The organism is Mycolicibacterium sp. TUM20985, assembly GCF_030295745.1.
Classification (GTDB): domain Bacteria; phylum Actinomycetota; class Actinomycetes; order Mycobacteriales; family Mycobacteriaceae; genus Mycobacterium.
This window is the reverse complement of sequence record NZ_AP027291.1, coordinates 4,941,200-4,964,985: the sequence shown is the minus strand read 5'-3', so window position 1 is coordinate 4,964,985 and position 23,786 is coordinate 4,941,200. Positions and strand designations below refer to the sequence as shown.

Annotated in this window: 17 protein-coding genes; 6 read left to right on the top strand and 11 right to left on the bottom strand. The window is 68.4% G+C overall.

Features of this window, described 5'->3' with window-relative positions; translation table 11 throughout:
• Positions 1-8: 8 nt before the first annotated feature.
• Together QUE68_RS24285 and QUE68_RS24280 are read right to left on the bottom strand one after the other, a co-directional pair.
• Positions 9-3,134: a bifunctional cytochrome P450/NADPH--P450 reductase gene (locus tag QUE68_RS24285; protein ID WP_284235046.1), complete on the bottom strand. Its 3,126-nt coding sequence runs from the start codon at positions 3,132-3,134 to the stop codon at positions 9-11.
• Positions 3,135-3,275: 141 nt separating this feature from the next.
• Entirely contained in the window at positions 3,276-4,880 is a 1,605-nt protein-coding gene (locus tag QUE68_RS24280; protein WP_284235047.1) for an MFS transporter, read from the bottom strand.
• Between the two features lie 146 nt (positions 4,881-5,026).
• Between QUE68_RS24280 and QUE68_RS24275 the strand changes: the two genes are divergently transcribed.
• Positions 5,027-5,644, top strand: a complete 618-nt coding sequence (locus tag QUE68_RS24275) for a dihydrofolate reductase family protein (RefSeq protein ID WP_286274573.1) — start codon at positions 5,027-5,029, stop codon at positions 5,642-5,644.
• A 7-nt stretch (positions 5,645-5,651) separates the two neighbouring features.
• On the opposite strand, the gene QUE68_RS24270 is transcribed toward QUE68_RS24275, so the two are convergent.
• Both QUE68_RS24270 and QUE68_RS24265 read right to left on the bottom strand, forming a co-directional pair.
• Entirely contained in the window at positions 5,652-6,548 is an 897-nt protein-coding gene (locus tag QUE68_RS24270) for a cyclopropane mycolic acid synthase family methyltransferase (protein ID WP_286274571.1), read from the bottom strand.
• An 8-nt stretch (positions 6,549-6,556) separates the two neighbouring features.
• Positions 6,557-7,489, bottom strand: a complete 933-nt coding sequence (locus QUE68_RS24265; protein ID WP_284235050.1) for a cyclopropane mycolic acid synthase family methyltransferase — start codon at positions 7,487-7,489, stop codon at positions 6,557-6,559.
• A 246-nt stretch (positions 7,490-7,735) separates the two neighbouring features.
• On the opposite strand from QUE68_RS24265, the gene QUE68_RS24260 reads away from it, so the two are divergent.
• Positions 7,736-8,647 carry an NYN domain-containing protein gene (locus QUE68_RS24260; protein WP_284228861.1) on the top strand — a complete coding sequence of 304 codons (912 nt, stop codon included), beginning with the start codon at positions 7,736-7,738 and terminating at the stop codon, positions 8,645-8,647.
• On the opposite strand, the gene QUE68_RS24255 is transcribed toward QUE68_RS24260, so the two are convergent.
• On the bottom strand, positions 8,644-9,609 hold the full coding sequence (locus QUE68_RS24255; RefSeq protein WP_286274570.1) for an esterase family protein: 966 nt from the start codon (positions 9,607-9,609) through the stop codon (positions 8,644-8,646). The genes QUE68_RS24260 and QUE68_RS24255 overlap by 4 nt on opposite strands.
• A 301-nt stretch (positions 9,610-9,910) precedes the next feature.
• On the opposite strand from QUE68_RS24255, the gene QUE68_RS24250 reads away from it, so the two are divergent.
• Positions 9,911-11,152 carry a L,D-transpeptidase gene (locus tag QUE68_RS24250; protein WP_286274569.1) on the top strand — a complete coding sequence of 414 codons (1,242 nt, stop codon included), beginning with the start codon at positions 9,911-9,913 and terminating at the stop codon, positions 11,150-11,152.
• On the opposite strand, the gene QUE68_RS24245 is transcribed toward QUE68_RS24250, so the two are convergent.
• Together QUE68_RS24245 and QUE68_RS24240 are read right to left on the bottom strand one after the other, a co-directional pair.
• Complete coding sequence (locus QUE68_RS24245; RefSeq protein WP_455012484.1) at positions 11,149-12,300, bottom strand: DNA cytosine methyltransferase; 1,152 nt, start codon at positions 12,298-12,300, stop codon at positions 11,149-11,151. The genes QUE68_RS24250 and QUE68_RS24245 overlap by 4 nt on opposite strands.
• Positions 12,288-13,550, bottom strand: coding sequence for a DNA cytosine methyltransferase (locus QUE68_RS24240; RefSeq protein ID WP_286274568.1), 1,263 nt, complete (start codon positions 13,548-13,550; stop codon positions 12,288-12,290). The genes QUE68_RS24245 and QUE68_RS24240 overlap by 13 nt, the downstream gene beginning before the upstream one ends.
• Positions 13,551-13,622: 72 nt before the next feature.
• On the opposite strand from QUE68_RS24240, the gene QUE68_RS24235 reads away from it, so the two are divergent.
• The 3 genes from QUE68_RS24235 to usfY all read left to right on the top strand — a co-directional run bounded on the left by QUE68_RS24235 (position 13,623) and on the right by usfY (position 14,764).
• Complete coding sequence (locus tag QUE68_RS24235; RefSeq protein ID WP_286274567.1) at positions 13,623-14,084, top strand: very short patch repair endonuclease; 462 nt, start codon at positions 13,623-13,625, stop codon at positions 14,082-14,084.
• A 71-nt stretch (positions 14,085-14,155) separates the two neighbouring features.
• Positions 14,156-14,392 (top strand): hypothetical protein, encoded by a 237-nt coding sequence (locus QUE68_RS24230; RefSeq protein ID WP_286274566.1) that lies wholly within the window; start codon positions 14,156-14,158, stop codon positions 14,390-14,392.
• A 78-nt stretch (positions 14,393-14,470) separates the two neighbouring features.
• Positions 14,471-14,764, top strand: coding sequence for a protein UsfY (gene usfY, locus QUE68_RS24225; protein ID WP_284228851.1), 294 nt, complete (start codon positions 14,471-14,473; stop codon positions 14,762-14,764).
• 104 nt (positions 14,765-14,868) lie between these two features.
• Here usfY and arr read toward each other — a convergent pair whose 3' ends face one another.
• From arr to recC, 4 genes are all read right to left on the bottom strand, one after another.
• Positions 14,869-15,297 carry an NAD(+)--rifampin ADP-ribosyltransferase gene (arr, locus tag QUE68_RS24220; RefSeq protein ID WP_286274565.1) on the bottom strand — a complete coding sequence of 143 codons (429 nt, stop codon included), beginning with the start codon at positions 15,295-15,297 and terminating at the stop codon, positions 14,869-14,871.
• 72 nt (positions 15,298-15,369) lie between these two features.
• Positions 15,370-17,112, bottom strand: coding sequence for an exodeoxyribonuclease V subunit alpha (gene recD, locus QUE68_RS24215; RefSeq protein WP_286274564.1), 1,743 nt, complete (start codon positions 17,110-17,112; stop codon positions 15,370-15,372).
• Complete coding sequence (gene recB, locus QUE68_RS24210) at positions 17,109-20,402, bottom strand: exodeoxyribonuclease V subunit beta (protein ID WP_286275934.1); 3,294 nt, start codon at positions 20,400-20,402, stop codon at positions 17,109-17,111. The genes recD and recB overlap by 4 nt, the downstream gene beginning before the upstream one ends.
• Entirely contained in the window at positions 20,402-23,695 is a 3,294-nt protein-coding gene (gene recC / locus QUE68_RS24205; protein ID WP_286274563.1) for an exodeoxyribonuclease V subunit gamma, read from the bottom strand. Before recC ends, recB begins: the two co-directional genes overlap by 1 nt.
• Positions 23,696-23,786: the final 91 nt, after the last annotated feature.

Genomic DNA, 23,786 nt, shown 5'->3' with positions numbered 1-23,786 from the left:
CCCGACGGTCAGCCCGCCCACACGTCCTCGACGTAGCGATCCGATTCGACCAACGCCTCGAGCCAGTCCTTCGCAGCGGCGTCATCCGTTCCCGTGCGCGCCCGGTAGATGTCCCGGAACGCCGCACGGACCGCGGGCGCCATCCGACCTCCGTCCCCGCAGACGAAGACGTGGGTGTTCTTCGTGGGGTCGCCGAGCAGGTCCCAGACGTCGTCGGCGTCGGCGGCGATCCGGTCCTGGACGTAGCGCACGCCGTTCTGCGGGGCTCGGGAGAACGCGGGCCGCATCCGCACGATGCCCTGTCGTTCACCCTCCTCGAACTCGTCGCGGAAGATGTAGTCCACCTCCGGATCTCGCACGCCGAAGAAGCACAGCGCCGACGAGAACGGTTCGCCGGCCCGCTTCGCCGCCAACCGGTCGCCGAGGAAGCCGCAGAACGGGGCGACGCCGGTACCCGCGCTCACCAGGATCACGTTGCGCTGCGGGTCCGCGCCGGCCCGGAACGCCTGCCGGGCGGGATCGATCCTGGCGCGGATCAACGCTCCGGGGGCGACCCCCGCCAGATGATTGGACGCGACCCCCTTGAACAGCCCGAGGCCGGAGCGCGCCGGCGTGTCGAGGACGCTGACGATCAGTGCCACCTCGTGCGCCGACAACCGCGACGACGACGCGATCGAATAGTGTCGCGGCGTCATGGGTTCGAGCAGTTCGAGGAGATCGGCGCCCGTCAGTGCGCACGCCGGGAACTGATGCAGGCACTCCAACGGGCTCAGCGTGCACGGGTCGGGCGACTCGGCGAGCTCCTCGAGCCGTCGGCGCTCCGGTTCACACGGGTTGGCCGCTGCGAGGCGACGCAGCTGGCTGCGGGTCGCGGGCTTTCGTAGTTCGACGAAGTGGGTGAGCAGTTCGCGCACGCTCACCTCCCGGTCCAGCGCGATGAGCCGTCTCGAGGTGCGCCTCGGGTTGATCGACAGCCGAAGTTCCGGATCGATGTTCAACAGGTCGAGCACCGTGTCGACCACCTCGGGCGGATTGTCGGCCAGCACCGTCAGGTGGTCACCCGTGGCGTATTCGACGGTGTCGGGAAGCGCTACGCGGACATAGTGTTTGGCCTGGCCCGCGGCGCTCACCAGTACGTCGTTCAGTGTGACGGTCATCGGCTGCACCGCGAACCTCGCGTCGATCGCCGCGGTCACCGGCCCCTGGATCAGACGCAGGTCGTAGAGCGGTTCGTCGTTGGTCGTCAGCGATGCCGCGTCGGGATCGCCGTAGTGCTCCGCCAATGCCGACCAGAGCGCGCCGGTGAACTCCTCGAGCGTCCCGTTGAGATCCCCCGAGGTGTCCGCTGCCGCGCGGGGCAGCAGCGCCCGTCCGCCGAGTCCGGTCAGCCGTTCGTCGATGCGGATCGGAATGGCCTGATACGTGTCGGCCCAGTTGTGGTCGCCGACGCCGAGGACGGCAAACAGCGGATTATTCTGCAGCGCAGCATCATCACCGAACAACCACGTCACGAACTCGCGCGCGTCGTCGGTGGGCTGGCCGTTGTACGACGACGCGACGATCACGACCGCATCGGCGTTGGGCCAGTTCCCGGCAGCGGAGTCCAGGGGCGCGACCGTTGCAACGCAACCGATGTCGGTGGCCTCCTCGGCGAGCTGCTTGGCCAGCGCCCGGCAGGTGCCGAGATTCGACCCGTGCAAGACGGTCAACGTCATCCCCGCCTTCACCGGGGTCGCCGCCGAAACCGTTGGCGCAGCGGCCGTCGTCGCCGCAGACATCACCACTCGCTCGGTAGAGGTACGCCGCAGGAGATCGACGTGGAACCCGACCGGCCGACGGCTGAGGCCCTCCCACTGCAATACGTAGTGCTGGGAGTCGACGAGCCGGTAACGGTGCACGACCCTGGCGACCAGCATCGCCGCCTCGTGCAGCGCGAACTGACGTCCGATGCACGAGCGCTCGCCGGTGCCGAACGGCTTGAACGATGCGGTGGACCGGTCCTCTGCGACAACGGGATCGAATCGAGACGGATCGAACAGCTCGGGATTGTCGCCCCACTGCGGCTGACGGTGTAGTGCTCCGGTCAACACCGTGACGGCCTCACCTTGCTTGACCGGATACTTCCCACCGATCACCGTGTCCGCCAACGCCATCCGATCGAAGCTCAGCACGGGCGGGGACAGTCGCAGCGTCTCGCTGATCACCTGACGCAGGTAGCTGAGTTTGCCGATGTCGTCGTAGGTCGGCAGGTGGTCGTCGTCAGGTCCGAACACGGCGTCCACCTCGGCCCGCACTCGGGCCAGAACCCCGGGATGGTGCAGCAGGTTGTAGACGGTGTTCGGCATGAGCTCCGACGTCGTCAGCTGTCCGGCGATCAGGAAGGTCATGATCTGGTTGCGGATGTTGTCCTCGCCGAGAGCCTGAGCCCCCTCTGCGCCGAGCATGACGTAGAGCAGATCCCCGGTGCCACCGGCGGTGTGCCCGGCGATCAGCTCGCCGAAGTAGGCGTGCAGGGTCGACAACTCGGCCTCGAACTCCGGTGTCTCGCCGTGTGCGAAGACCTCGGTCAGCGCGTTGGTGAAGCTCTGCGGGATCGGGGCCAGACCGTCGTAGGCGTATGACTCGAACCGTGCCCCGAAGCCCGCCAGCCCGACGGTGTCCATGGCCAGTTTCTGCAGATCATCGGAGACGTCCACCGGGCCGACGCCAACACGGGCGTCCCACCGCGAGACCAACTGGCGGTTGATGTCGAGCATCGCGTCGTGGTAGTTGCGCAGCCCCGCGTAGCTGAATCCGGGTAGCAGGACGTCGTGCGCCTTCTGCCAGTTGGGTTCGCCGTGAAAGGCGGTGAACAGCCCGTCTCCGGCCAACGGACGGACCCGTTCCAGGGACGCCGTGAGGTTCTTGGCGAACCTGCCCTCGTCGCACAGCTCCTCGACGAGTTCCACGGAGAACGCGTACAGCTTTCGGGCACCGCTCCAACTCGCATAGAAGATTGGGCCGTGCCGCTCGGCGAGGATGTCGATGGGCAGCGCGTAGGGCCGGCCCACGAGGTCTGCGTCCGTGGGCAGCGGACCGTCCGCCGACGGGATGCCGTCAATCGTCGGTGGCAGGGACGGCACGTAGTCGGGCATGTCGCGGAGCATAGGCACCGACGGATCGCGAGGTTCGGGAATTGACGAGGCCGTCACGAGCAGACGCAAAGGGCCCTGAACCGGCGGGTGTCAGGGCCCTTTGCGTCTGCTCGCGGGGAGGTGGGGGCTCGATCGCGATGTTCACCGCGAATCCCGGACCGCCAGATAGTGTTCGGAGACCGCAACGCCGTCGGTGTAGCGCTCGACGGCCTCCTCGATCAGTCGGTCCTGACCGGTGAGCCGGGTGTAGTGCTGCAACATGTGCTCGCCCCAGGACCGCACGATGAACGTCTCAACGAACGTCGACTCGTGTTCGACGCTGCGGAACAGCCGCCACTGCGAGGCGCCGGTGCGCTGCCGGGACCGGCCCAGTACCGCCATCGCCGCCAGGAAGGGTTCTTCGTCCGACGATGCGACGCGGTAGGAGGTCAGCACCAGCACCGGGCCGTCCAACGGTTCGGGCTCGAAGATCAGCGTCGGCTCGGGCCAGTGCGAGGACAGCGTCAGGTCGAGCTGGCTCGTGTTCGCGTGCAGCGGCCACCACATCGACGACAGTCCGCACACCACCAACAGGCCCGCGCTGACCAGCAGGCTGGTGGCACTGGTCGTCGCCGCGGCGAGCACGCCCCACAGCACCGACCCAAATGCTTGCCCGCCCATGAAGATCAGCTGATACACCGACAGCCCGCGGGCGCGCACCCACGCCGGCAGGCTCAATTGCATGGAGGCGTTGAGCGTCGACAGCGACAGCAGCCACGACGCGCCGCCGACGATCAAGGCGGCCATCACCGCAGCGAAGACGGGCACCAGCGCCAGCACCACGGTGGCCACCGCGAACCCCGCCGCGCCGACCGTCAGCAGGACGTTCTGGCCGAACCGCGCCCGCAATCGCGACAGCAGGAATGCGCCGAGCACCGCGCCCGCACCGAGCGCGCCGAGGAGTAGCCCGTAGCCCGAGGAGGACAACCCGAGTTGGTTCGCCGCGATCACCGGCAGCAGTCCCCACAGCGCGCTCGCCGGACCAATGAACAGCGCCGCCCGCAGCAGGATCCGCCGCACGATCGGTGAGCTGCGGATGAAGCGTCCGCCCGCGCCGAGCGCCGCCAGAGCCCGCTCGGGTGGGTAACCGCTGACCACAGGAGGCCGACGCCACCAGACGAGGACGAACACGATCCCGATGAACGACACCGCGTTGAGCGCGAAGACCAGCGTCGGGCCGGACAGCGAGACCAGCACACCGGCGATCGCCGGGCCGATCGCCCTGGCACCGTTCAAGCTCATGCTGCCCAACGCCGCCGCAGCCGGAATCTGTTCGGAGGGAACGAGATCGGGCTGGATCGCCTGCCATGCCGGCGCCGTGAGCGCCTGCCCGCAGCCGATGACGAACAACAGCATCAGCAGCACCGCCGGGGTGGTCAAGCCAAACCCGGTCAGCGTCGCGAGCAGGCCGACACCCGCCGCCATGGCCCCCTGCGTCGCGATGAGTAGCCGGCGCCGGTCGACCAGATCGGCGAGAACACCCGACGGCAACGCCAGCAGCACCACCGGCAGCGTCGTCGCGGTCTGCACCAGCGGGACCAGAACCGCCGCGCGCGGATCCCCGACGAGCATCCACTGCGCGCCGACGGTCTGCATCCAGGTGCCCAGATTGGAGACCAGCTGGGCGATCCACAGTGCCCGGTAGACCGGCGACCGCAGCGGTGCCCACGTCGAGATCGGTCCCGTCGGTGTGGTCACCGCTGCCATTCCTCGCTCCCGTCCCATGGTCTCCAGGACACCCTAGGGTGACGGAATACCCCCGCGACTCACCTGGCAACGCGCCCCGGCCGATGAGTTTCACCGACCACCCGAGTCTGCCCCGACACCACCCAGACCCTCAGAACGGACGACCAATGCCGCGGACCAACCTCTCGATGTCGATTTCGGCCGACGGCTACGTCGCCGGTCCGGACCAGAGCGAGGAGCATCCGCTCGGCATCGGCGGTCAGCTACTGCACCGATGGCACCTCGGCCCCGAGGCGGAGCATCCCGTAAATCGTCAGGTGGTCTCGGAGATGCTCAGCGGGATGGGTGCAACCATCATGGGGCGCAACATGTTCGGTCCGGTGCGCGGTGACTGGGGCGACTCGGACTGGGCCGGCTGGTGGGGCGAGGAACCGCCGTACCACTGCCCGGTGTTCGTGCTGACCCACTACGCCCACGACCCGATCGCCCTCGAGGGGACGACATTCCACTTCGTCACCGACGGCATCGAGTCCGCCTACTCGCAGGCGGTCGAGGTGGCGGGCGACCGACCCATCAGCATCGCGGGCGGCGCCTCCTGCGCCAGGCAGGCAATCCGCGCAGGGCTCGTCGACGAGATCGACCTGCAGGTGAGTCCCGTCATCCTGGGAGCGGGGGAGCGCTTGTTCGACGGCTTCGAGGCGGGCAGTCCGCGCCTCGAGTTGGCACGCGTCCTCGACGCGCCGGGGGTGGCGCACCTGCGCTACCGCGTCGTCGACGGAGAGTGACGGCGCACTACCCCTTGACGAGCGTGAACTGCCCCAGCTCGCTGATGCCGCGCTGGAAGAAGTCGCTGCAACCCACCAGGTACTTCATGTATCGCTCGTAGACCTCTTCGGACGTCGCGGCGACCGCCTCGTCGTGATGCTGCTCCAACGCCGTCGCCCACAGATCCAGCGTCCGCACGTAGTGCTCGTCCAGCAACTGCTTGTCCGAGACCTTGAAGCCAGCCGCCTCAGACAGGTTGATGATGTCCTCGTCGCATGGGATCGAGCCGCCCGGGAAGATCTCCTTGGCGATGAACCGCATGAACCGCAGGTCGGTCATCACGATCGGGATGCCCATCTCCGGCCAGCGCTTCAGGGGGTGACCAAGGATGGCCTGCAACACCATTCGGCCATCGGCGGGCAGCATGTCGCTGCAGCTCTGGAAGAACGGCGCATAGCGCTCCGGCGGGAACGCCTCGATCGCCTCGAGGCTAATGATGCGATCGACGGATTCGTCGAACTGCTCCCACCCGCGGAGCAGCACCCGGCTCGACCGCGTGGTGTCGAGACCGTCCAGCAACTTCTGTCCGAATGCGCGCTGGTTCTTGCTCAACGTCAGGCCGACGACGTTGACGTCGAACTTCTCGATCGCACGCTGCATCACCGAACCCCAGCCGCAGCCGATGTCGAGCAGCGTCATGCCAGGCTCGAGGTTCAGCTTGCCGAGCGCCAGATCGAGCTTGGCCATCTGAGCTTCTTCGAGCGTCATGTCGTCACGCTCGAAGTACGCGCAGCTGTAGGTCCGCGACGGATCCTGGAACAGGCCGAAGAACTCGTCGGACAAGTCGTAGTGCGCCTGGACCTCTTCGAAGTGCGGTTCCATGGTCGTCGACGTCTTCATTCGTTCGGCCTTCGTCTCAACCATGTCTCGAATTACACTTTCTCGCAGGTGAATTGAACGACGTCGGTGTAGCCCTCGCGGAACAGATCGGCACAGCCGGTCAGGTACTTGAGGAACCGCTCGTAGATGACCTCGTTGGTGATCTCGATGGCCTCGTCCTTCTTGGCCTCGAGGTTCGCCGCCCAGGTGTCCAACGTCTTGACGTAGTGCGGCTGCAGGTGCTGTTCGCGGGTGATGGTCCAACCGGCCTTGACCGCGTGATTGGTGACCATCGACGCCAGCGGCAGACGACCGCCGGGGTAGATCTCGTCCATGATGAACTTGATGAAGCGCACCCGTGACATGGTCAGCGGCAGCTTCTTGGCCTTGATCTCCTCATCCTCGGGGATGGTGATCGTGTGCAGCATCTGCACGCCGTCGTCGGGCAGCCAGTCGAAGGTGTTCTTGAAGTAGTCGTCGTACTTGTTGAAGCCGAAGTGCTCGAAGGCGCCGATGGACACGATCCGATCGACCTGACCGCTGAAGTCCTCCCACGGCTGCAGGCGAACTTCCATCGTGCGATCGCTGGTCGAGTTGGCGATCCAGTGCTGCTCGATGTGCTGCTTCTGGTTCTCCGAGAGCGTCAGGCCGATGACATTGACGTCGTACTTCTCGACCGCCCGCATGATCGTCGCGCCCCAGCCGCAGCCGATGTCGAGCAGAGTCATCCCCGGCTCCAGGCCGAGCTTGCCGAGCGACAAATCGATCTTCGCCATCTGGGCTTCTTCGAGCGTCATGTCGTCACGCTCGAAATAGGCGCAGCTGTACACCTGGTTCGGATCCTGCCAGAGCTTGAAGAAGTCATTCGAGATGTCGTAGTGGAACTGGACTTCCTTCTTGTCCGATCCACGCGTCTGCGACGCGGACTTGGACAGCCACTGGGACTGTGCAGGTGACGGGCTTTGCGTCTCGCTCGAGGAATTCATGAACCAACCTGTCGGCTATCGATAGTGGCGGTCGCGGCCGTGCCGCCCGGCGTCTTCTTCACCATGCCGGCACATCGACCCTACCTCCGCCACGTCGTCGTTTCGACGGCGACGCGACGGCGCAGACGAGGTTATCTCGGAAGTGCCGGTGCGCGTTCTTTGCCGAGCCGTGGCAGAAGAATTGCTGAAATCGCCTTCCCCGGACCCGCCGGGACACGCGGGGTGGCCGCGCTACACACTTGTCTCATGACGGAACGTGAGGACCCCCGCGTCGCGGTCTACTTGGATTTCGACAACATCGTGATCTCACGGTACGACCAGGTGAACGGCCGCAACTCGTTTCAGCGCGACAAGACCAAGGGCCTGGAGGTCGACCGGCTGCACCGCGCCACCGTCGACGTCGGAGCGATCATCGACTTCGCCTCGTCCTTCGGGACACTAGTGCTGACCAGGGCCTACGCCGACTGGTCGGCCGACGTCAACGCCGGTTACCGCGGCCAGTTGGTCAGTCGCGCCGTCGACCTCGTGCAGCTGTTCCCCGCGGCGGCCTACGGCAAGAACGGTGCCGACATCCGATTGGCCGTGGACGCGGTCGAGGACATGTTCCGTCTCCCCGACCTGACGCACGTCGTCATCGTCGCGGGCGACTCCGACTACATCGCGCTCGCGCAGCGGTGCAAGCGGCTCGGACGCTACGTCGTGGGCATCGGGGTGGCGGGCTCGTCGAGCCGTTCCCTGGCAGCGGCGTGCGACGACTTCGTCATCTACGACGCGCTACCCGGCGTGCCGGTCTTCGAGCCGCCGGAGATCGCCGCCCCCGAGAAGGACGAACCGGAGCCGGAGCCGAAGAAACGCGCCCCGCGGCGGCGGGCCACCCGGCCGCAGGTGGTCGAGGAGGAGGAGCCGGAGACGCCCGATCCGCAAACCGCCGCGACCGGACTCCTGCAACGTGCCCTGCGCATCGGGCTGGAGAAGGACGACGTCGAGTGGCTGCACAACTCGGCGGTGAAGGCGCAGATGAAGCGGATGGATCCCTCGTTCAGCGAGAAGTCGCTGGGCTTCCGGTCGTTCAGCGACTTCTTGCGCTCACGCACCGACGTCGTGGAGCTCGATGAGAGCTCCACGACGCGGATGGTGCGATTACGCGCTGACGCCTAGGCGATCGTCTGGACGATGCCCGACTTCATCGCATCTAGCTGGGCGCCCCAGTAGCCCCAGGCGTGGGTGCCATTGGGCGGGAAGTTGAACGTCGCGTTGTTTCCGCCTGCGCCGGTGTAGGCGTTCTGGAAGGCGACGTTGCTATCCCGGGTCAAACTCTCGAGCAGCGTGGCAGGTAGGTCGGCGCCGCCCAGTTCATTGGGGGTGCCGTTACCGGTGTATACGAAGATCCGGGTGCCGTTGGAGGCCAACCGGCTCGCCTGGAGCGTCGGGTCGTTGCGCTGCCAGGCCGGACCGCCGCCGGGACCCCACATGGCGCCCGCGTCGAAGCCGCCGGAGTCGCGCATCGCGAATCCGACGAGCGTGGGCCAGACCCCCTGCGAGAGGTTCAGGAAGCCCGACATGGAGCCAGCGTAGGAGAATTGGCCCGGGTGGTAGGCGGCCAGGATCAGCGCGGCGCTGCCCGACATCGACAGGCCGACGACGGCGTTTCCGCTCGACGAGATGCCCTTGTTCGCCGCGAGGTAGGCGGGGAGCTCCGAGGTCAGGAACGTCTCCCACTGGTAGTTCTGGGTCTGACCGTTGCCGACGGCAGGGCTCTGCCAGTTGGTGTAGAAGCTCGACATGCCGCCAACGGGCATGACGACCGAGACACCGGAGCCGTTGAACTTCTCAAAGGCATTGGTCTCGATGTCCCAGCCGCTGTTGTCGTCGCGGGCACGGAGCCCGTCGAGCAGGTACACCGCGTGCGAACCGCCGGGCTGGAAGCGCACCAGCACGTTGCGGCCCATCGCGGCGGAGGGCACCTGCAGGTCCTCGACCGGCAGCCCCGCAGGCGAATACGCCCCGGCGGTCGCCGATACGCCCGTGACCCCGATCAGGCCGGGTAGTGCGGCGGCGGCGATTGCGGCGACGGCGAGCCGCCGTCCCCAACTGCGCCGGATTCTTTGAACGAACGTCATCTCACATCCATCTCTTCGGGAAGTCCCGCACTCGGTGCGGTGAACGGTTTCGGGTACGGCGACCGGGTGGCCGCCCTACCGGTTGTCACTTCTTGGCAACCGCCCGCGGAGCAACGCACCCCGCGGAGCGCTGCCCTCTTTTCTTCTTCTCGGCGACACTTACCCGTTCGTTACCGAACGACACCTGCCGGTATGCGAGGGAACGGCCCGAACCACCTACCATGGGACCGCGTCGTAATCGTCGGTGCCGAAAATCAATGGAGTCTTGTTGACGTCTAATCGTCGCGCGCGAGGGGCCGGGATGGCCGCAACCTTCGCGGTGTTGGCCGTGCTCGGTGGCGTGGTGGTCAGTGGTTCGGAACGCTGTGTGCACGGATGCCAGGTGCTCGCCGCCCCTCGGGATCTGGCCGAGGCGCAGACGCCGACCGTGCCCGCGTCCACACCCGCGATGCTGTCGGTCATGCCGGCACCGGCGGCCGACAAGGTGAATCCGTCGAGTCCGGTCGTGGTCAGCGCCACCGCGGGCACCCTTACCGACGTCACGATGACCAACGACAGCGGCAAGGTGGTGCCGGGTGTGCTCACGCCGGATCACACGGCTTGGAAGCCAACCGGTCAGCTTGGTTACGGCCGCACCTACACGATGAAGGTCCTGGCGCGCGGCCCCGCCGGGATGCCCTCCCGCCAGGAGTCCAGCTTCACCACGGTGTCTCCCAGCAAGCAAACGCAGGTGTACTTCGAGACCACCGACGGCGGACTGCTGCAGGACGGCGCCACCTACGGCGTGGGTGCGGTGGTCGTCGCCCACTTCGACGAGGACATCGACAACAAAGCCAACGCAGAGCGGCACCTATCGGTCACCACGAACCCGCCGGTGGCCGGATCGTGGTACTGGATCGACGATCAGACCGCGCACTGGCGGCCGCAGAAGTACTACGCGCCGGGCACCACCGTGACGGTGGCCGCCAATGTCTATGGCACCCCGCTCGGCGACGGCCTCTACGGCGAGGAGGACGAGCACGTCTCGTTCAAGATCGGTGACGCGCACGTGTCGATCGCCGACGACATCACCCACATGGTGAGCGTCTACGACAACGGCAAGCTGGTCCGCACCATGCCGACCTCGATGGGCATGGGCGGCGTCCAAACCATTGCGGGCAACACCTTCTCGTTCTTCACCCCGCCCGGCGTCTACACGGTGCTGAACAAGGCCAACCCGGTGATCATGGATTCCTCGACGTTCGGGTTGCCGACGAGCTCGCGGCTCGGCTACAAGGAGACGATCTCCTACGCCACCAAGATCAGCACCGACGGCATCTACCTGCACCAGCTCAACTCGACGGTGTGGGCGCAGGGCAATACCGACACGTCGCACGGCTGCCTGAACCTCAACGGCGACAACGCTTCCTGGTTCTTCGACTTCTCGGTTCCCGGCGACGTCGTCGAGGTGCGCAACACCGGTGGCAAGCCGCTGGAGATCTGGCAGAACGGCGACTGGACGGTGCCGTGGGATCAGTGGCTCAAGGGCAGCAGCATCACCTAGGGGTTGCGCGAAGATTCCGCATACGCCGCCAGCTCGTCGAGGAACCCGTCGGGAAACCGCAACGCCCCCTTGCCCGTCCGCCGCAGGAAGCCCGACGCCGCCCGCACCGACAGCGGCTTGCCCGGGAATCGCAGGAAGTCCACCAACGGCAGCCTCGGCTCCCACACCGGCCACGGCCCGACGTCCGCGACGTGTACGACGCCGTCGAGGTCCGCCCACGCCGCGCGGCGCGACCACTTGGTTCCCGTCCACGGCAAGTCGGCGCCGGGGTCGTAGCGGCCGGGGTCGACGAGCCGGCTGCCGATCCAGGCGGCGACGGGCACGCTGACCGAGTTGCCGACCATCCGCCAGCGCTCGCCGCGGCGCGCCACCTCGTCGGCGGGTGCGGTCCAATCCACGGGAAAGCCTTGCAGCCGTTCGGTATCGCGAAGGTCGGGGGTGACGTAGCGGCCCGTCGGGAGCCTGATCGCCGGGGGCGAGGCCACCCCCACCGAGGATCCGCACTTGATGGGCGGCACGCCGTCGACGGCCCAGCCGAAGGAACGCATGCCCTCGGTCCAATAGAAGCCGCAGGCCACGTCCGGGTAACCGCTCGTCGCCAAGGGCTTCTCGCAGTCGTCGGCCAGCAGCACGTCCCTGGGGTCGCCCACCCGCGACCCGACGAGGTACCACCGGTTGCGCCGCTGCGGCAGCCCGAAGGCATTGGTGTCGACGACGCGGTACGCCCACCGATACCCCAGCTGCGTCAACGCCGTCGTGATCACCCGCAGTGCGGCCCCGCGACCCAGCGACACGAGGAACGGCACGTTCTCGAGCACCACCCACGGCACGTCACCGTCGGAGAGCAGCCGCAACACCTCGCCGACCAGACTGCTTCGGGCGCCGACGATTCCGGCCTTGCGCCCGACACTGCTCAGATCCTGGCAGGGAAAGCCGGCGACGACGACATCGGTCCCCGTCGGCAACGAACCGACGTCGCGCACGTCGGCTTCGAGCTTGGTGTCGGGGAACCGCCGCCGCAGCACGTGCATGGCGGGTGAGGAATTCTCGACGAGCAGGTGGGCGTGATGACCGTTGGCCGCCATGCCCAGCTCGAGCCCGCCGATGCCGGCGAAGAGCCCCGCGACCTTCAGCGTCACCGCAGCCATTCCAGTGCGACGGCGTAGCTCAGCCGGGACGGCACGGCGTTGCCGATCATCCTGGCCAGGGCGGTGCGCTGGGTGACGCCATCGAACGAGAACCAATCCGGAATGTATTGCAGCCGTGCGGCTTCGTGGGCGGTGATGGTGCGACGACGGCTCGGGTGCACGTAGCGGCCCATGCACATGCTGTAGAAGCCGGTGGTGATGGTGTGCGACGGGCGGTCCCACGCCAGCCGCCCGTAGATGGCCTTGTAGCTGTGGCCGCCGTCGGCGTGGCAGGCGGGCCGTTCGCGGTCCGGCAGGTCGAATTCGCCGCTCTCGAAGAGGTAGTCGATGCGCCGTCGCGTTGCGGGCGCCGACCTGGCGACCATGTCCACCAGCTTGGTGGGTTCGGCCTGGCTCTCCAGATCCTGGAATGCCCAAGCCACGTCGCGAGGACTGCGGCGGTGCCGGTGCACGACGTCGTCGACGCCGGTCGTCTGGGTGAGGCTGGCCGCCAGGACCAGTCGACGTCGGCGCTGCGGCACGCCGATCTCGCTGAGGTCGATCACGCCGATCGACACGTGGTATCCGAGGTCTGCCAGGGCGTCGGCGGTGCGTTGGACGACGGCTCGTCGGTCGTTGATGGCCCCCGGCACGTTCTCGATCAGAATATGTTGCGGGCCAAGAACTTCGGCTGCCCGAACCATCGTTCGGTAAAGCTCGTTCTTGTCGTCGGCGTGGCGGGTGCGGTTGTTGAAGTCGCTGTGACCCTGACACGGCGGCCCACCCACCAGCACGTCGACGTCGGCGTGGCCTTTGGCCAGCAGCCGTTCGGCCGAGGTGAGCCGCGAGCCGACCTCGCCGGGCAGCACGTCGTCGACGTCACGGCACAGCGTGGTGCCCGAGGGGAAGTTGGCCGCGTAGGTCTTTGCCGCTACCGCGTCGACGTCGACGGCGAGCACCGGTTCGAACGATCGATTGAGCGCCCGCGCCGCTTCGGCCACCCCGATGGACAGCCCGCCGCAGCCCGAGAACAGATCGACGACGCGAACCGAGGACCGCGCCGCCCCGCACGGCGGCGCGACGGTGCTCTGCAGCCAGGCGCGCTCGGCTTCGTCGGCGCACGTGGGCCGGGCATCGGTGCCGGTGTAACCGGCCATCACGCTGGCGGTCTGCCGACCGTCCCGACGCGCGACATGCCGTTCGTAGATCCCGTTGCGGGTCCGGAAGCGCTCGAGTCCGACGTCGGAGGCGACGTCGGCGCGGCTGCTCACCCGCCGATCGTATGCAGCGTCGTCGTCGAGGCCGGCCAGGTGGCACGGCGCGCCGTCAATAGGCTGTTCACCATGGCGGATTCGTGGGCGTCGTCACCGGAGGCTCGGGCGCGGATGCAGTCGAACAAGAGCCGCGACACCAAACCCGAACTGGCGCTGCGGTCAGCCGTGCATGCGTTGGGCCTGCGCTACCGGGTATCGGCCAAGCCGTTGCGCGAGCTGCGGCGGACCGCCGATCTGGTGTTCCCGCGGGCGAAGGTCGCGGTGTTCCTCGACGGCTGCTTCTGGCACGGCTGCCCCGAGCATCACACCGTCGCGTCGGCCAACGCCACGTTCTGGGCCGAGAAGGTCGAGGCGAACCGCGCCAGGGACCGCGATACCGACGGGCGGCTGGCCGCGGCGGGCTGGGTGAGCGTCAGGATCTGGGAGCACGAAGACCCGGTGGCGGCGGCGCGGCAGGTCGAGGAGGTCGTGCGGGCCCGCCGCGACGGGGACGGCGGCGTCGTCGTCACACCTGGTGGATCCGCGGAATAGGAAGCCAACCTCGCTAGTTGCGCATAGCAGTTCGGGCGCACTGGCCGCCTGACGTCGCGAAGAGGTTGACCATGATCGATCTGAGAAGCATGGCGGGCGGCATCGTCGTCGCCGGATCGCTGGCGCTCGGCATCGGGGCGGGAGTGGCGGAGGCTGCACCCGCACCCGTGTCGCCCGAGGTGCAGTCGACGAGTCAGATCGGCGAAGGCGCCGGTCAGGTGCCGGTGACACCCTCGCCGTATGCCGCCTACGGCGGGGACGGGATCTGCGCGACGCCCGGGTTGTACTTCGTCAACAAATGCACTTAGTGCAGAACCCACCGTTCAATGTGATTTAGATCACACGGGGCGTATGCTCGAGGTCATCTCTTGAGAAGGGAGATGCACATGAAAAGCGCGCATCGCGATCCCGTGGATCACTGCCGCACCACACAGCCGCATGCCGGCGAATCGTTCATCGACACGCTGTGGCTACCCGGCCTGTTGCTCATCATGTTGGGCACCGTGACGATCGCTGGCTTCCTGGCGGCGACCGCCTACCAACAGACCGCCTGGCAGCTACCGCTCGCGTTCATCGCCGGAGCACTCGTCACCGCCGGAACCATCCTCATCGCACTGGAGCACCACCGCGTCATACGCGTCGAGGAACGTTGGTTCGCCGAACATCCGCGTGTGCACTAGCTCCATCGCGGCGCCTGCCGCCTCAGCACATCGACTGTGTGCCCTATGGACGAGATTTCGCCAAAATCCGTCCATATCAATCACACTCGACGCGCCGTCAGGCCCTAGTCGTAGATGACGTCGAGCCCTCGGCGCCTGAGGTCGGCCAGTCCGCTGCGCATCGTCTGCAGCTGCTCGGGGGTGTGCCCCACCCAGTCGACCAGCTCACCGACGATGCGCACGGGTTCGCTGGTCCGGTAGGAAAGGGTCGGATTGCCGGGCAGCTTCTTGTCCGTCACGTTCGGGTCGTCCTCGAGTGCGCCTTCGGGTTCGACGACGTAGATGCGGCCGGGGCCGTCGCCGACCGCCATCTCGGCGCCCCACACCGCGGCGTCGAGGGTCTGCGTCACGTAGACGTGGTTCATGATGCGGCCGGGGGCGTAGTTCGATTCGCGACCGGGCATCAGCAGATCACCCACCGCCAGTGCGGCTTTGGTGCCGTGAAGATACGCACCCGAGGCGTGCACCTCGAAGGGCTTGGGCTTGTTCGTCATGGTCGACGATGGTGCACCACGACCGGGGTCTTGCGGCAAGCCCCCGGGTGTGCCATAAATTGAGAGAGGGAATTAGTCCGCGGCCGGTCGCTGCAATCTGAGCGCCAACCCGGACGCGCGGACCGCGCGACGATCGATGGCCGCCCGCACCGACGCCTCCGAACCGACGACCCGCACCTTCGCCTTGGCCCGCGTGACGGCGGTGTAGAACAGCTCACGCGTCAACAGTCGCGAGTCGACCGGCGGCATCAACACCGTCACCTCGGACGCCTGCGAACCCTGGCTCTTGTGGATCGTCATCGCGTGCATGGTGTCGACGTCGGCGAGTCGCCCCGTGGCGAACGACAGCGGCGCACCCGCACCACCGATGACGGCGCGCAGCCCGGTCGGGTCGCTGACGGTGACCCCGGTGTCGCCGTTGTACAGCGTGAGCCCGTAGTCGTTGGCCGTGACCAGCACCGGTCGACCGGCGTACCAGTCCGACCAGATGGGCTCCCCGGTCGCTTCGGCGAGCCACCGCTCGACCTGTCGATTCCAGTGCTGTACCCCGTGCGGGCCGCGGCGATGAGCGCACAGCAGGCGGTGTTCGTCGAGCGTCTCGAGCGCCGTCGCGGCATCACCGAGCACCGCCGCCTCCCGGAGCCGAAGCGCTTGCGGCAGAAGCACCTTAGAGAGATCGGCCATGGCGTCCTCGACGTCGAGCCACTCGATGTGCTCACCACCCGCGCGCAGCACCTCGATCGCGCCGTCGGCGTCCCCGTCGCGGATTGCTGCGGCCAGCGCACCGATCGACTCGCCGAAGCGGTGCGACGTCTGCAGGGCAGCGACCGCGGTGCCCTCGGTGGCGCCGAGCCCCTCCACCAGGTCCGCCAACACCGCGCCCGCCTCGACGGACGCGAGTTGGTCGGGGTCGCCCACCAGCAGCAGACGCGCCTCGGGCCGCACCGCTTCCAGCAGTCGCGCCATCATGGTCAACGACACCATCGACGTCTCGTCCACCACGATCACATCGTGCGGCAGCCGGTTGGCCCGGTGATGCCGGAACCGTGACGAGTTGTCCGGCCGACTGCCCAGCAGCCGGTGCAGCGTCGTCGCGCGCAGGCCGGAGATGCGTTCCCGGTCGGCCGGATCCAGTTCGTCGATCTCGACCTGCACGGCCTCCTGCAGCCGCGCGGCAGCCTTGCCGGTCGGTGCCGCCAGAGCGATGCGCAGCCGCGGCGCCGAGCCCGACTGCCCGGCGAACAAGGCCAGCAGTCGCGCCACGGTGGTGGTCTTACCCGTTCCCGGTCCACCGGTCAGCACCGTGAGCCGTTGCGACAGTGCGGTCTTCGCCGCCCGGCGCTGCTCCTCGTACCCGGCGGGAAACAGGCGCTCGAGGTCGGTGTCCGCCGCGGTCGTCGCCCCGCCCAGCATCGCCCGCAGATCCTTGGCGACCTGCTCCTCCTCGCGCCAGTACCGGTCCAGGTACAGCAGGTCGCCCTCCCGGCGCAGCACGTGCGGCGCGGCCAGCAGCGGGCTCGCGTGCACGGCCGCCAACCAGGCGTCGGCTGCCGGCCACGGAAGTTCGGGATCGTCGACCTGCGCGGCGACCGAGCTCAGGTCGACGCACACCGAGCCGCCCCGCAACCCGCGCACCACGAAGGCCACCGCGAGGGCGACCCGCTCGTCGGCCTCGCCAGCCAGGGCCGTAAGACGCTGCGCCACATGCACATCCGACGATTCGAGGACGCCGGCGTCGTTGAACGTCCGCAACAGTCCGGATGCCCCGGCCGCGCGGCGCCAGTCGGCCTCGTCAACGGTCTCGGTCGAGCTCATTCCGCCCTCCCCGCATCGAGCAGATCCGACATCGCCACGGTCAGCGCCGCCGGCGGCTGCCAGTCGAACACCCCCGAGGGATGCCCGTCGACCACGGGGGTTCCCTCACCGCACATACCGCGCAGAAACAGATACATCACCCCGCCGAGGTGGCGTTCGGGGTCATACCCCGGCTGGCGCCAACGCAGGAATCGGTGCAGCACCACGTTGTAGAGCAAGGCCTGCAGCGGGTAGTCCGAGTGCAGCATCGCCTCGACCAGCCGCGGGCGGCCGTAATCGGCTGCTGTCAGAGGCGTCTCGTCCTCGCCGAGCCAGTTCGTCTTGTAGTCGACCACGACGTAGCGGCAGCCGTAGCCGTCGGGAATGCGCAGTACCACGTCGATCGACCCGTTCAGATAGCCGCGCAACGGCTGGTCGCCCAGCCCGGCACCGGTCAGGCGGTCCGCGTACGACGCCAACGGATCGCCGGCACCGAGGTGTCGCGCCACCAACCGGCCGACGTCCCTCAGATGGATCTGCGGTGCCGTCGCGCCGAGGTCACCACCGGCCAGGGGGAATTCGAAGTCGAGCTCCCGCAACCGGTCTCGCAACCCGATCTGACGCAACGTCAGCCCGCCGGCCAGCGGCCCGAGCGGGGTGTCGTGCATCGGCACCAGCGCGGCCGCGAGCTCACCGTCGGGCACGTCCACCGGCCACCACACCGAGTGCTCACTGATCCGGGCCGCCAGCTCGGCCTCGAGGTCCGCGGCGAACGGGTCCGCCGTCTCGAGGACCGCGTGCACCAGGCTGCCGAACTTCGCCCCCTTGGGCAGGTCGGCCATCGGCGACGGCACGTCCGGCCCGACGGGGTTTTGGACCAGCGCGATGTCGGCCACTTCATCGTCGAGTTCGACGATTTCCGGCTCGCTGCTGACCCCCGCGGTCTCGGTCACGCGGATCAGGCCCGAGTAGGAGGTACGCCGCCAGGTGGTGTCGATGCTGCGGTGGAAGTGCCTGGCGCCCAGATCCGATGGCGTCGGCTCGGTGGGTGGAGCCGTCACCGTGGTCGGCACCGAGGGCTCGAGCACCGGGCCGCCCAGCGCCTCCCACGCGCGGAGTCGGTCCAACGCCTCGTCGTCGGTGACCTTGGCGGGCACGCACCGGTTCGGGACGACGGCCTCACCGGGGCGGCGCCCGCGCAGCAGCCGTGACAGTCCGCCGTTCGGCTCGTCCCGCGCCGAGGACCACCACGCCACCACCTGGGACTGCGCCCGGGTCAGGGCCACGTAGGTCAGTCGGCTGTCGTCACCGGCCGCCTCGGCCCGGCCCTGCGCCTCCACCGTGTGGTAGTCGGGGCTGTCCTTGCCGCCGATGTGCAGGCACCGGGTGTCTCCTTCGTGGAACAGGATGATCTCCGGATCGGGAACCCAGCGGTTGAAGGCAAACGGCAGGTACACGATTGGGTACTGCAAGCCCTTGCTGACCCACACCGTCATGATCTGCACGGCCGCCGCGTCGCTGTCGAGTCGGCGGTTGCGCTCGGTGGCGCTGCCGCCGTCGCGTTCGGCGCGCAGCCAGTCGCGCAGTGCGGGCAGGTTGTACCGCTCGCGGTGGGCGACGTCCTGCAGCAGCTGCGTCATGTGTGCGAGATCGGTCATGTGGCGCTCGCCGTTGCGCCACGACAGCACGCGGTCGCTCATCCCCGCGAGCTGCGCGGCCTCGAAGATCGCGGCGACCCCGCGCTCGCGGGCGTGAGCGGCCCACTCCCGCAACGTCTCGGCCAGTCGATCGGTCAGCGCGTCACCGCCCGCCACCAGATCCTTGGCCGTCTTGCCGAAGAACATCGTCGCGGCGGCCGCGCGCACGACGCCGGCGCGGTGCGGTTGGTCGAACGCCTCCAGCAGGGCCAGCCAGTCGTCGGCGGCCTCGGAGCCGAAGATGTCCGAGTCGCCGGTGTACACCGAGGGAACACCCGCCTCGGTCAGTGCGCGCTGGCAGGCCCTGGCGTCCTTGTGGGTCTCCACGATCACCGCGACGTCGCGCGCCTGCACCGGCCTGCCGTCGTAGGTGGCGCCGCTGGCGAGCAGCGCGCCGACGTCGGACGCCAGGTCCCTGCCGATGTGCTCACGTAGGTCGCCGATGGCGAGGTTCTGAATACCGCTGCGGCCAAACGTCTTCCGCTCGACCACGCGCAGCCGGAAGGGATCGTCGCACGGGGCGCCCACCAGTCGTTGGCCCTGGTGGGCGGCCGCCACGTCGTGGACGACGATGCTGGGGTGCCCCAGCTGGGCGCCGCGCAGCACCGCCTGCAACCGGTCGACCAGCACACCGTCGCTGCGCCAATTGGTGGTCAGCGTCTTCTTGTCGCCTGCGGTCTGCGCGGCGCTCAGATAGGTGACGATGTCGCCCCCGCGAAACGCATAGATCGCCTGCTTCGGATCACCGATCAGGATGACGGTCGAGCGCTTGCTGAACGCGCGGTCGATGACCCTCCACTGCACGGGGTCGGTGTCCTGGAACTCGTCGACCATGACGATCGGCCAGCGCTGGTGCATGCGCACGCCGGCGGGGGAATCGTCGGCGTCGAGGGCGGCGGCCAGTCGGGTCAGCAGATCGTCGTACCCGAGGATGCCGAGGCGCCGCTTACGCGTCTCCATCTCCGCCAGAACGTGATTGGCGAACGCGACGCAGACCGCAGCCCGCGAGTCGGGCGCCGGATCGCGTGGCCGCAGTTCGGTAGCCGGATGGTTGACCACCTCCTTGGCGAGGGTGAGGGCGTCGCGATAGCTCAACAACGGATCTTCGCGCTCGTTGCCGAAGTGCGCGAGGTAGAGGTCGTTGACGATCTCGGTGACCAGGTCGTTGAGACTCTCCACCAGTTGGACCCCGGCATCGGAATCTCCCGCCACACCGAGCGACTTCAGCACCAGCTGACAGAACTGATGGGTGGTGGCGATGGTGGCGGCGTCGAAGCCGGCCAGGGCGTCGCGTAGGCGTTCCCGTCGCTCGGCGCGCTGCTCGTCCGTGCCGTCGAGTAGGTGAACCACCACCTCGTTGTCGGTGGCGGCCGAGGCGTTGTCGAAAGCTACTGCGGCCTCGGTGATCTGGGCACGCACACGTTCCCGCAACTCCTGGCTGGCGGCCTTGCCGAAGGTGATCAGCAGCATCTCGTCCAGCGACGCCTTGCCCTCGGCGACGTAGCGGGTGACCAGACCGGCCAGGGCGAACGTCTTCCCGGTGCCGGCGCTGGCCTCGAGCACCGTCGTGGTGTGTGCGGCGGGCAGTGGTCCCCGAAGGTCGAAAGGTTCCATCACCCACTCACCTCCGCGCGCAGCATCGGCAGCCAGAGCCGTCCGGCATAGGCGCCCAGCCGGTTGGTCTCACCGTCGCACTCCTCGCCGGCGCGCACGGGTTGCATCAGGTCCCGCAGCCAAGCGCCCTGCCCCCACGCGCGCACGTGGGCCGGTTGCTGGTCGTCACCGGGATACATGTTCGACTTCCAGCGGAAGCCGGCGGCCCGCTCGGGATCGTCGCCGCCGTGCCGTGCCTCGGCCCAGGCGTAGGAGGTCTTCAGTGGCAGCGGCAAGGGCTCTCGGGCGCCTGCGTCGTAGATCGCCACCAGATCGCGCAACAATCCGACCGCCGACCCGTGCGGCCGCCCGAGGTTGCGCTGGCGCGGCGTGGCCCCGCGCTTGGGCCGCCCGATGCAGATGGCCGACCAGTCGGTGCCCGGCTCGTGAGCGTACAAGGCCAGCAACGGAATCCAGGACGCGAGCAGATGCTTGCCGTCGAGCTTCGAGTAGGTGACCGAAACGGTGTCCCTGCCAAAGACGGGGGACACGGTGCCCGTCAGGCGGCGGCCTGAGCCGAGGTCGACGTCGACGTCGAAGGCCCGCGGCGTGACCGTGCGGTACTGCGCGGCCGCCTGCGCCAACAGGCTGGACTGGTCTCGCAACTCGGTCGCCTTGCGCCAGCCGAGCTGACCGGGCGGCAGCGCGCCGCGACGCCACTCCGCGTGCCTGGCGTCGTCGGGTGACATGCCGCGCAGCATGTCCGACAGCATCCGGTCGCCAACCGCCCACTCCTCGAGGGCGTCGATGTCGACGGGCATCGCATCCTCGACACCGTCGACGTCCCACGGCAGTGTGTACTCCAGGGCGCGAAAGAAGCCCTTCACCGGATCCTTGAAGAAGCCGACGAGATCGGCGAGCACGACGTCGTCGGTCGGTCGGGCAGGCAGCGGGCCCGCCACGAACTGTGGCTGCTCGACCCGCTGGCCCGCGCCGATGCGCGCCGCGCGGAGCACGGTGGGGTCGAACGTGAACGGCTCCCCGGGAACCAACCGGCCCCGCTCGACATTGCGAATGTCGAAGGGCTGCAGAGGATGACGGATCACGATCTGATCGCGCACCCGGTCCTCGGTGGTGGTGTCGAGGGTGTCCAGCAGCTCGGCCAGCGGCACCGCGGGCGGACGCGGCTGCCCGGAGTACTCGTTGGCTCCGGTGTAGGTGATGACGAGCTTCTGGGTCGCCGCGCCGATGGCGTCGAGGAGCAGTTGACGGTCCTCGGAGCGGGTGTCGCGTTCACCGGTCATCGGCTGGCGGGCCAGCGCATCGTCACCGTCGATCACGCCGCGTCGCGGGAACACCCCGTCGTCGAGGCCGATCAAGCAGACCACCCGGTGCGGCACCGACCGCATCGGCACCATGGTGCACACGGTCAGCGTGCCGGTGCGAAAGTTGGCCCGTGTGGGCCGGCCCGCGAGGTGGCGAGCGAGCAGCGCCTTGACGTCGGGCAGGCGCAGGACCGTTCCGGCCCTGGCGCCCGCATCGGCGAGGACCTCCCCGAACTCGCGTTCCATCTGGCTGGTCTGCCACGCGTCGGCGTCGCCGACCCGGGTCAGCATCGTGATGCCGTCGGTCAACGCGGCCAACCACTCGCGCAGGGGCCGCGCCCCCGACAGCGCGTCGACGGTGCGCTGCAGCCGGTCGACGAACTCGGCAAGCTGGCCGGCCAGGTCGACGCGGTTGCTGCTGACGTCGTCGAGCGGCAGGGTGGCGCCGATCCAGGCGTGCGCATCGTCGGACATCGCGACACCGGCCAGCACCCGGTCCAAGCCGAAATGCCATGTGTCGTGGACGAAGTCGACCCCATACGGGCGACGGTGCTCCTGGTCGAACCCCCACCGGATGTTCGACTGGCGGACCCAGCGCGTGATGTCTTCGAGATTGTCGTCGGTGAACCCGAAGCGCGCGCGCACCGGCGCCGTCTGGGCGACGTTGAGCACCTCGCTGGCGGTGGCGCGGCGGCCGGCGAGATCCAGGAGTTGCGACGCCACGGCCAGCAGCGGGTTGGTCTGCACCAGCGAGCGGTCGGCCAGCCGCATTCGCAGCCGGTGCGCCGGGTGGGCATCGCGGAGCACGTCACCGAGGCCGAAGTCAGCGTTGATCAGGGGGGCGTAGGTCTCGATGTCGGGGCACATCACCAGGATGTCGCGCGGCTCGAGGGTGGGGTCGTCGGTGAGCAGGCCGAGCAGGACCTCGCGCAGCACGTCCACCTGGCGGGCGGGCCCGTGGCAGGCGTGCACCTGCACGGAGCGGTCGCCGACGGGAAGCGTCCGTCCTTGTGCCCGAACGGCATTCGCGGCGATGTCGGACTGCAGCCAGCCCAGCAGGTCGGCTGGCTGGTCGCCGGCGCCCGCGGGGCGTCCGAGGTACTCGTCGGTGTCCAGTGCGGCGGGGAGGGTGCGCTGCAGTTCGCGCACGTCGCGGCCGAGCGTCGCCAGTAGGGGATGGCCGACCCTTCGGTGACTGGTGTCCGTACATCGCGGCACGGCGCCGCGAAGATCGTCGAGCGCCCGCCAGAGCGCGTCGCTGGGGTGCGGCAGCCACAGGTGCACGTCATGGTGGGTGGCGAGCGCGTCGAGCAGTTCGATCTCGGTCACCGGCAGCCGGGTGTGCCCGAACAGGGACAGTCGTGGCGGGAGGTCACTTGGTGCTTCGCGAAGGCGCGCAACGGTTTTGCCGTGTCGGACGTGCGGCGGATCGGCCGGGATGCGGCCGGCGAGGGCGCACCACAGCGGTGGTTGCCAGTCCAGGTCGGCGTCGAGATCGGCGGTGTCCCCGGTGAGCCAGCCAGCCAGGAGCTGCGGGCGTTGCCTGGCGTACGACGCGAACAGTGCGGCGATCCGGCGCGCGACGGCGTAGCGCCTGCCCTGCCGAAGCTCGCGCTCGGCACCGGTCTCGAAGCACCCGAGATGCGTCGCGAGCGTGCGGCACCAGGGTTGCTCCAGGTTCTCGTCGATGACCTCTAGCAGGGGCCACACCATGGCGTCCGGCGACCAGGGATCGTCGTCCGAGGTACCGGTGATCTCGGCGATCAGCGACTGGGGGTTGCGGAACTCGACGCCCGCGCAGACACCGTCGGCACCCGCGCCGCGGCCCAGTACGTGGGACAGCCGCTGACTGAGCCAACGCTCGACGCCGCGTGCGGGCACCAGCACCAGTTCCATGGCGAACGGGTCGTCGAGGGGCTGAGCGAGCATGACGCCGAGGCCGTCGGCGAGCAGATCGGTCCGCTCGGCACGGTGGAGGTGAAGTGCCATTGCCGCCAGCCTAGGGGGCGCCTCCGACAGCGGTTGCAGGAACGCCGGGAAGTTTGCTCGGGCGCGTCGACGTGTCGTAGGCCCGTGGGAG

Coding starts and splice junctions, on each gene's coding strand:
- QUE68_RS24280 (WP_284235047.1), bottom strand. CDS start 4,880: ATGGCAGCGGTGACCACACCGACGGGACCGATCTCGACGTGGGCACCG.
- QUE68_RS24250 (WP_286274569.1), top strand. CDS start 9,911: ATGGCCGCAACCTTCGCGGTGTTGGCCGTGCTCGGTGGCGTGGTGGTC.
- QUE68_RS24265 (WP_284235050.1), bottom strand. CDS start 7,489: ATGAATTCCTCGAGCGAGACGCAAAGCCCGTCACCTGCACAGTCCCAG.
- arr (WP_286274565.1), bottom strand. CDS start 15,297: ATGACGAACAAGCCCAAGCCCTTCGAGGTGCACGCCTCGGGTGCGTAT.
- recD (WP_286274564.1), bottom strand. CDS start 17,112: ATGAGCTCGACCGAGACCGTTGACGAGGCCGACTGGCGCCGCGCGGCC.
- QUE68_RS24285 (WP_284235046.1), bottom strand. CDS start 3,134: ATGCCCGACTACGTGCCGTCCCTGCCACCGACGATTGACGGCATCCCG.
- QUE68_RS24270 (WP_286274571.1), bottom strand. CDS start 6,548: ATGGTTGAGACGAAGGCCGAACGAATGAAGACGTCGACGACCATGGAA.
- QUE68_RS24245 (WP_455012484.1), bottom strand. CDS start 12,300: ATGGCTGCGGTGACGCTGAAGGTCGCGGGGCTCTTCGCCGGCATCGGC.
- recC (WP_286274563.1), bottom strand. CDS start 23,695: ATGGCACTTCACCTCCACCGTGCCGAGCGGACCGATCTGCTCGCCGAC.
- recB (WP_286275934.1), bottom strand. CDS start 20,402: ATGGAACCTTTCGACCTTCGGGGACCACTGCCCGCCGCACACACCACG.
- QUE68_RS24260 (WP_284228861.1), top strand. CDS start 7,736: ATGACGGAACGTGAGGACCCCCGCGTCGCGGTCTACTTGGATTTCGAC.
- QUE68_RS24255 (WP_286274570.1), bottom strand. CDS start 9,609: ATGACGTTCGTTCAAAGAATCCGGCGCAGTTGGGGACGGCGGCTCGCC.
- QUE68_RS24235 (WP_286274567.1), top strand. CDS start 13,623: ATGGCGGATTCGTGGGCGTCGTCACCGGAGGCTCGGGCGCGGATGCAG.
- usfY (WP_284228851.1), top strand. CDS start 14,471: ATGAAAAGCGCGCATCGCGATCCCGTGGATCACTGCCGCACCACACAG.
- QUE68_RS24275 (WP_286274573.1), top strand. CDS start 5,027: ATGCCGCGGACCAACCTCTCGATGTCGATTTCGGCCGACGGCTACGTC.
- QUE68_RS24230 (WP_286274566.1), top strand. CDS start 14,156: ATGATCGATCTGAGAAGCATGGCGGGCGGCATCGTCGTCGCCGGATCG.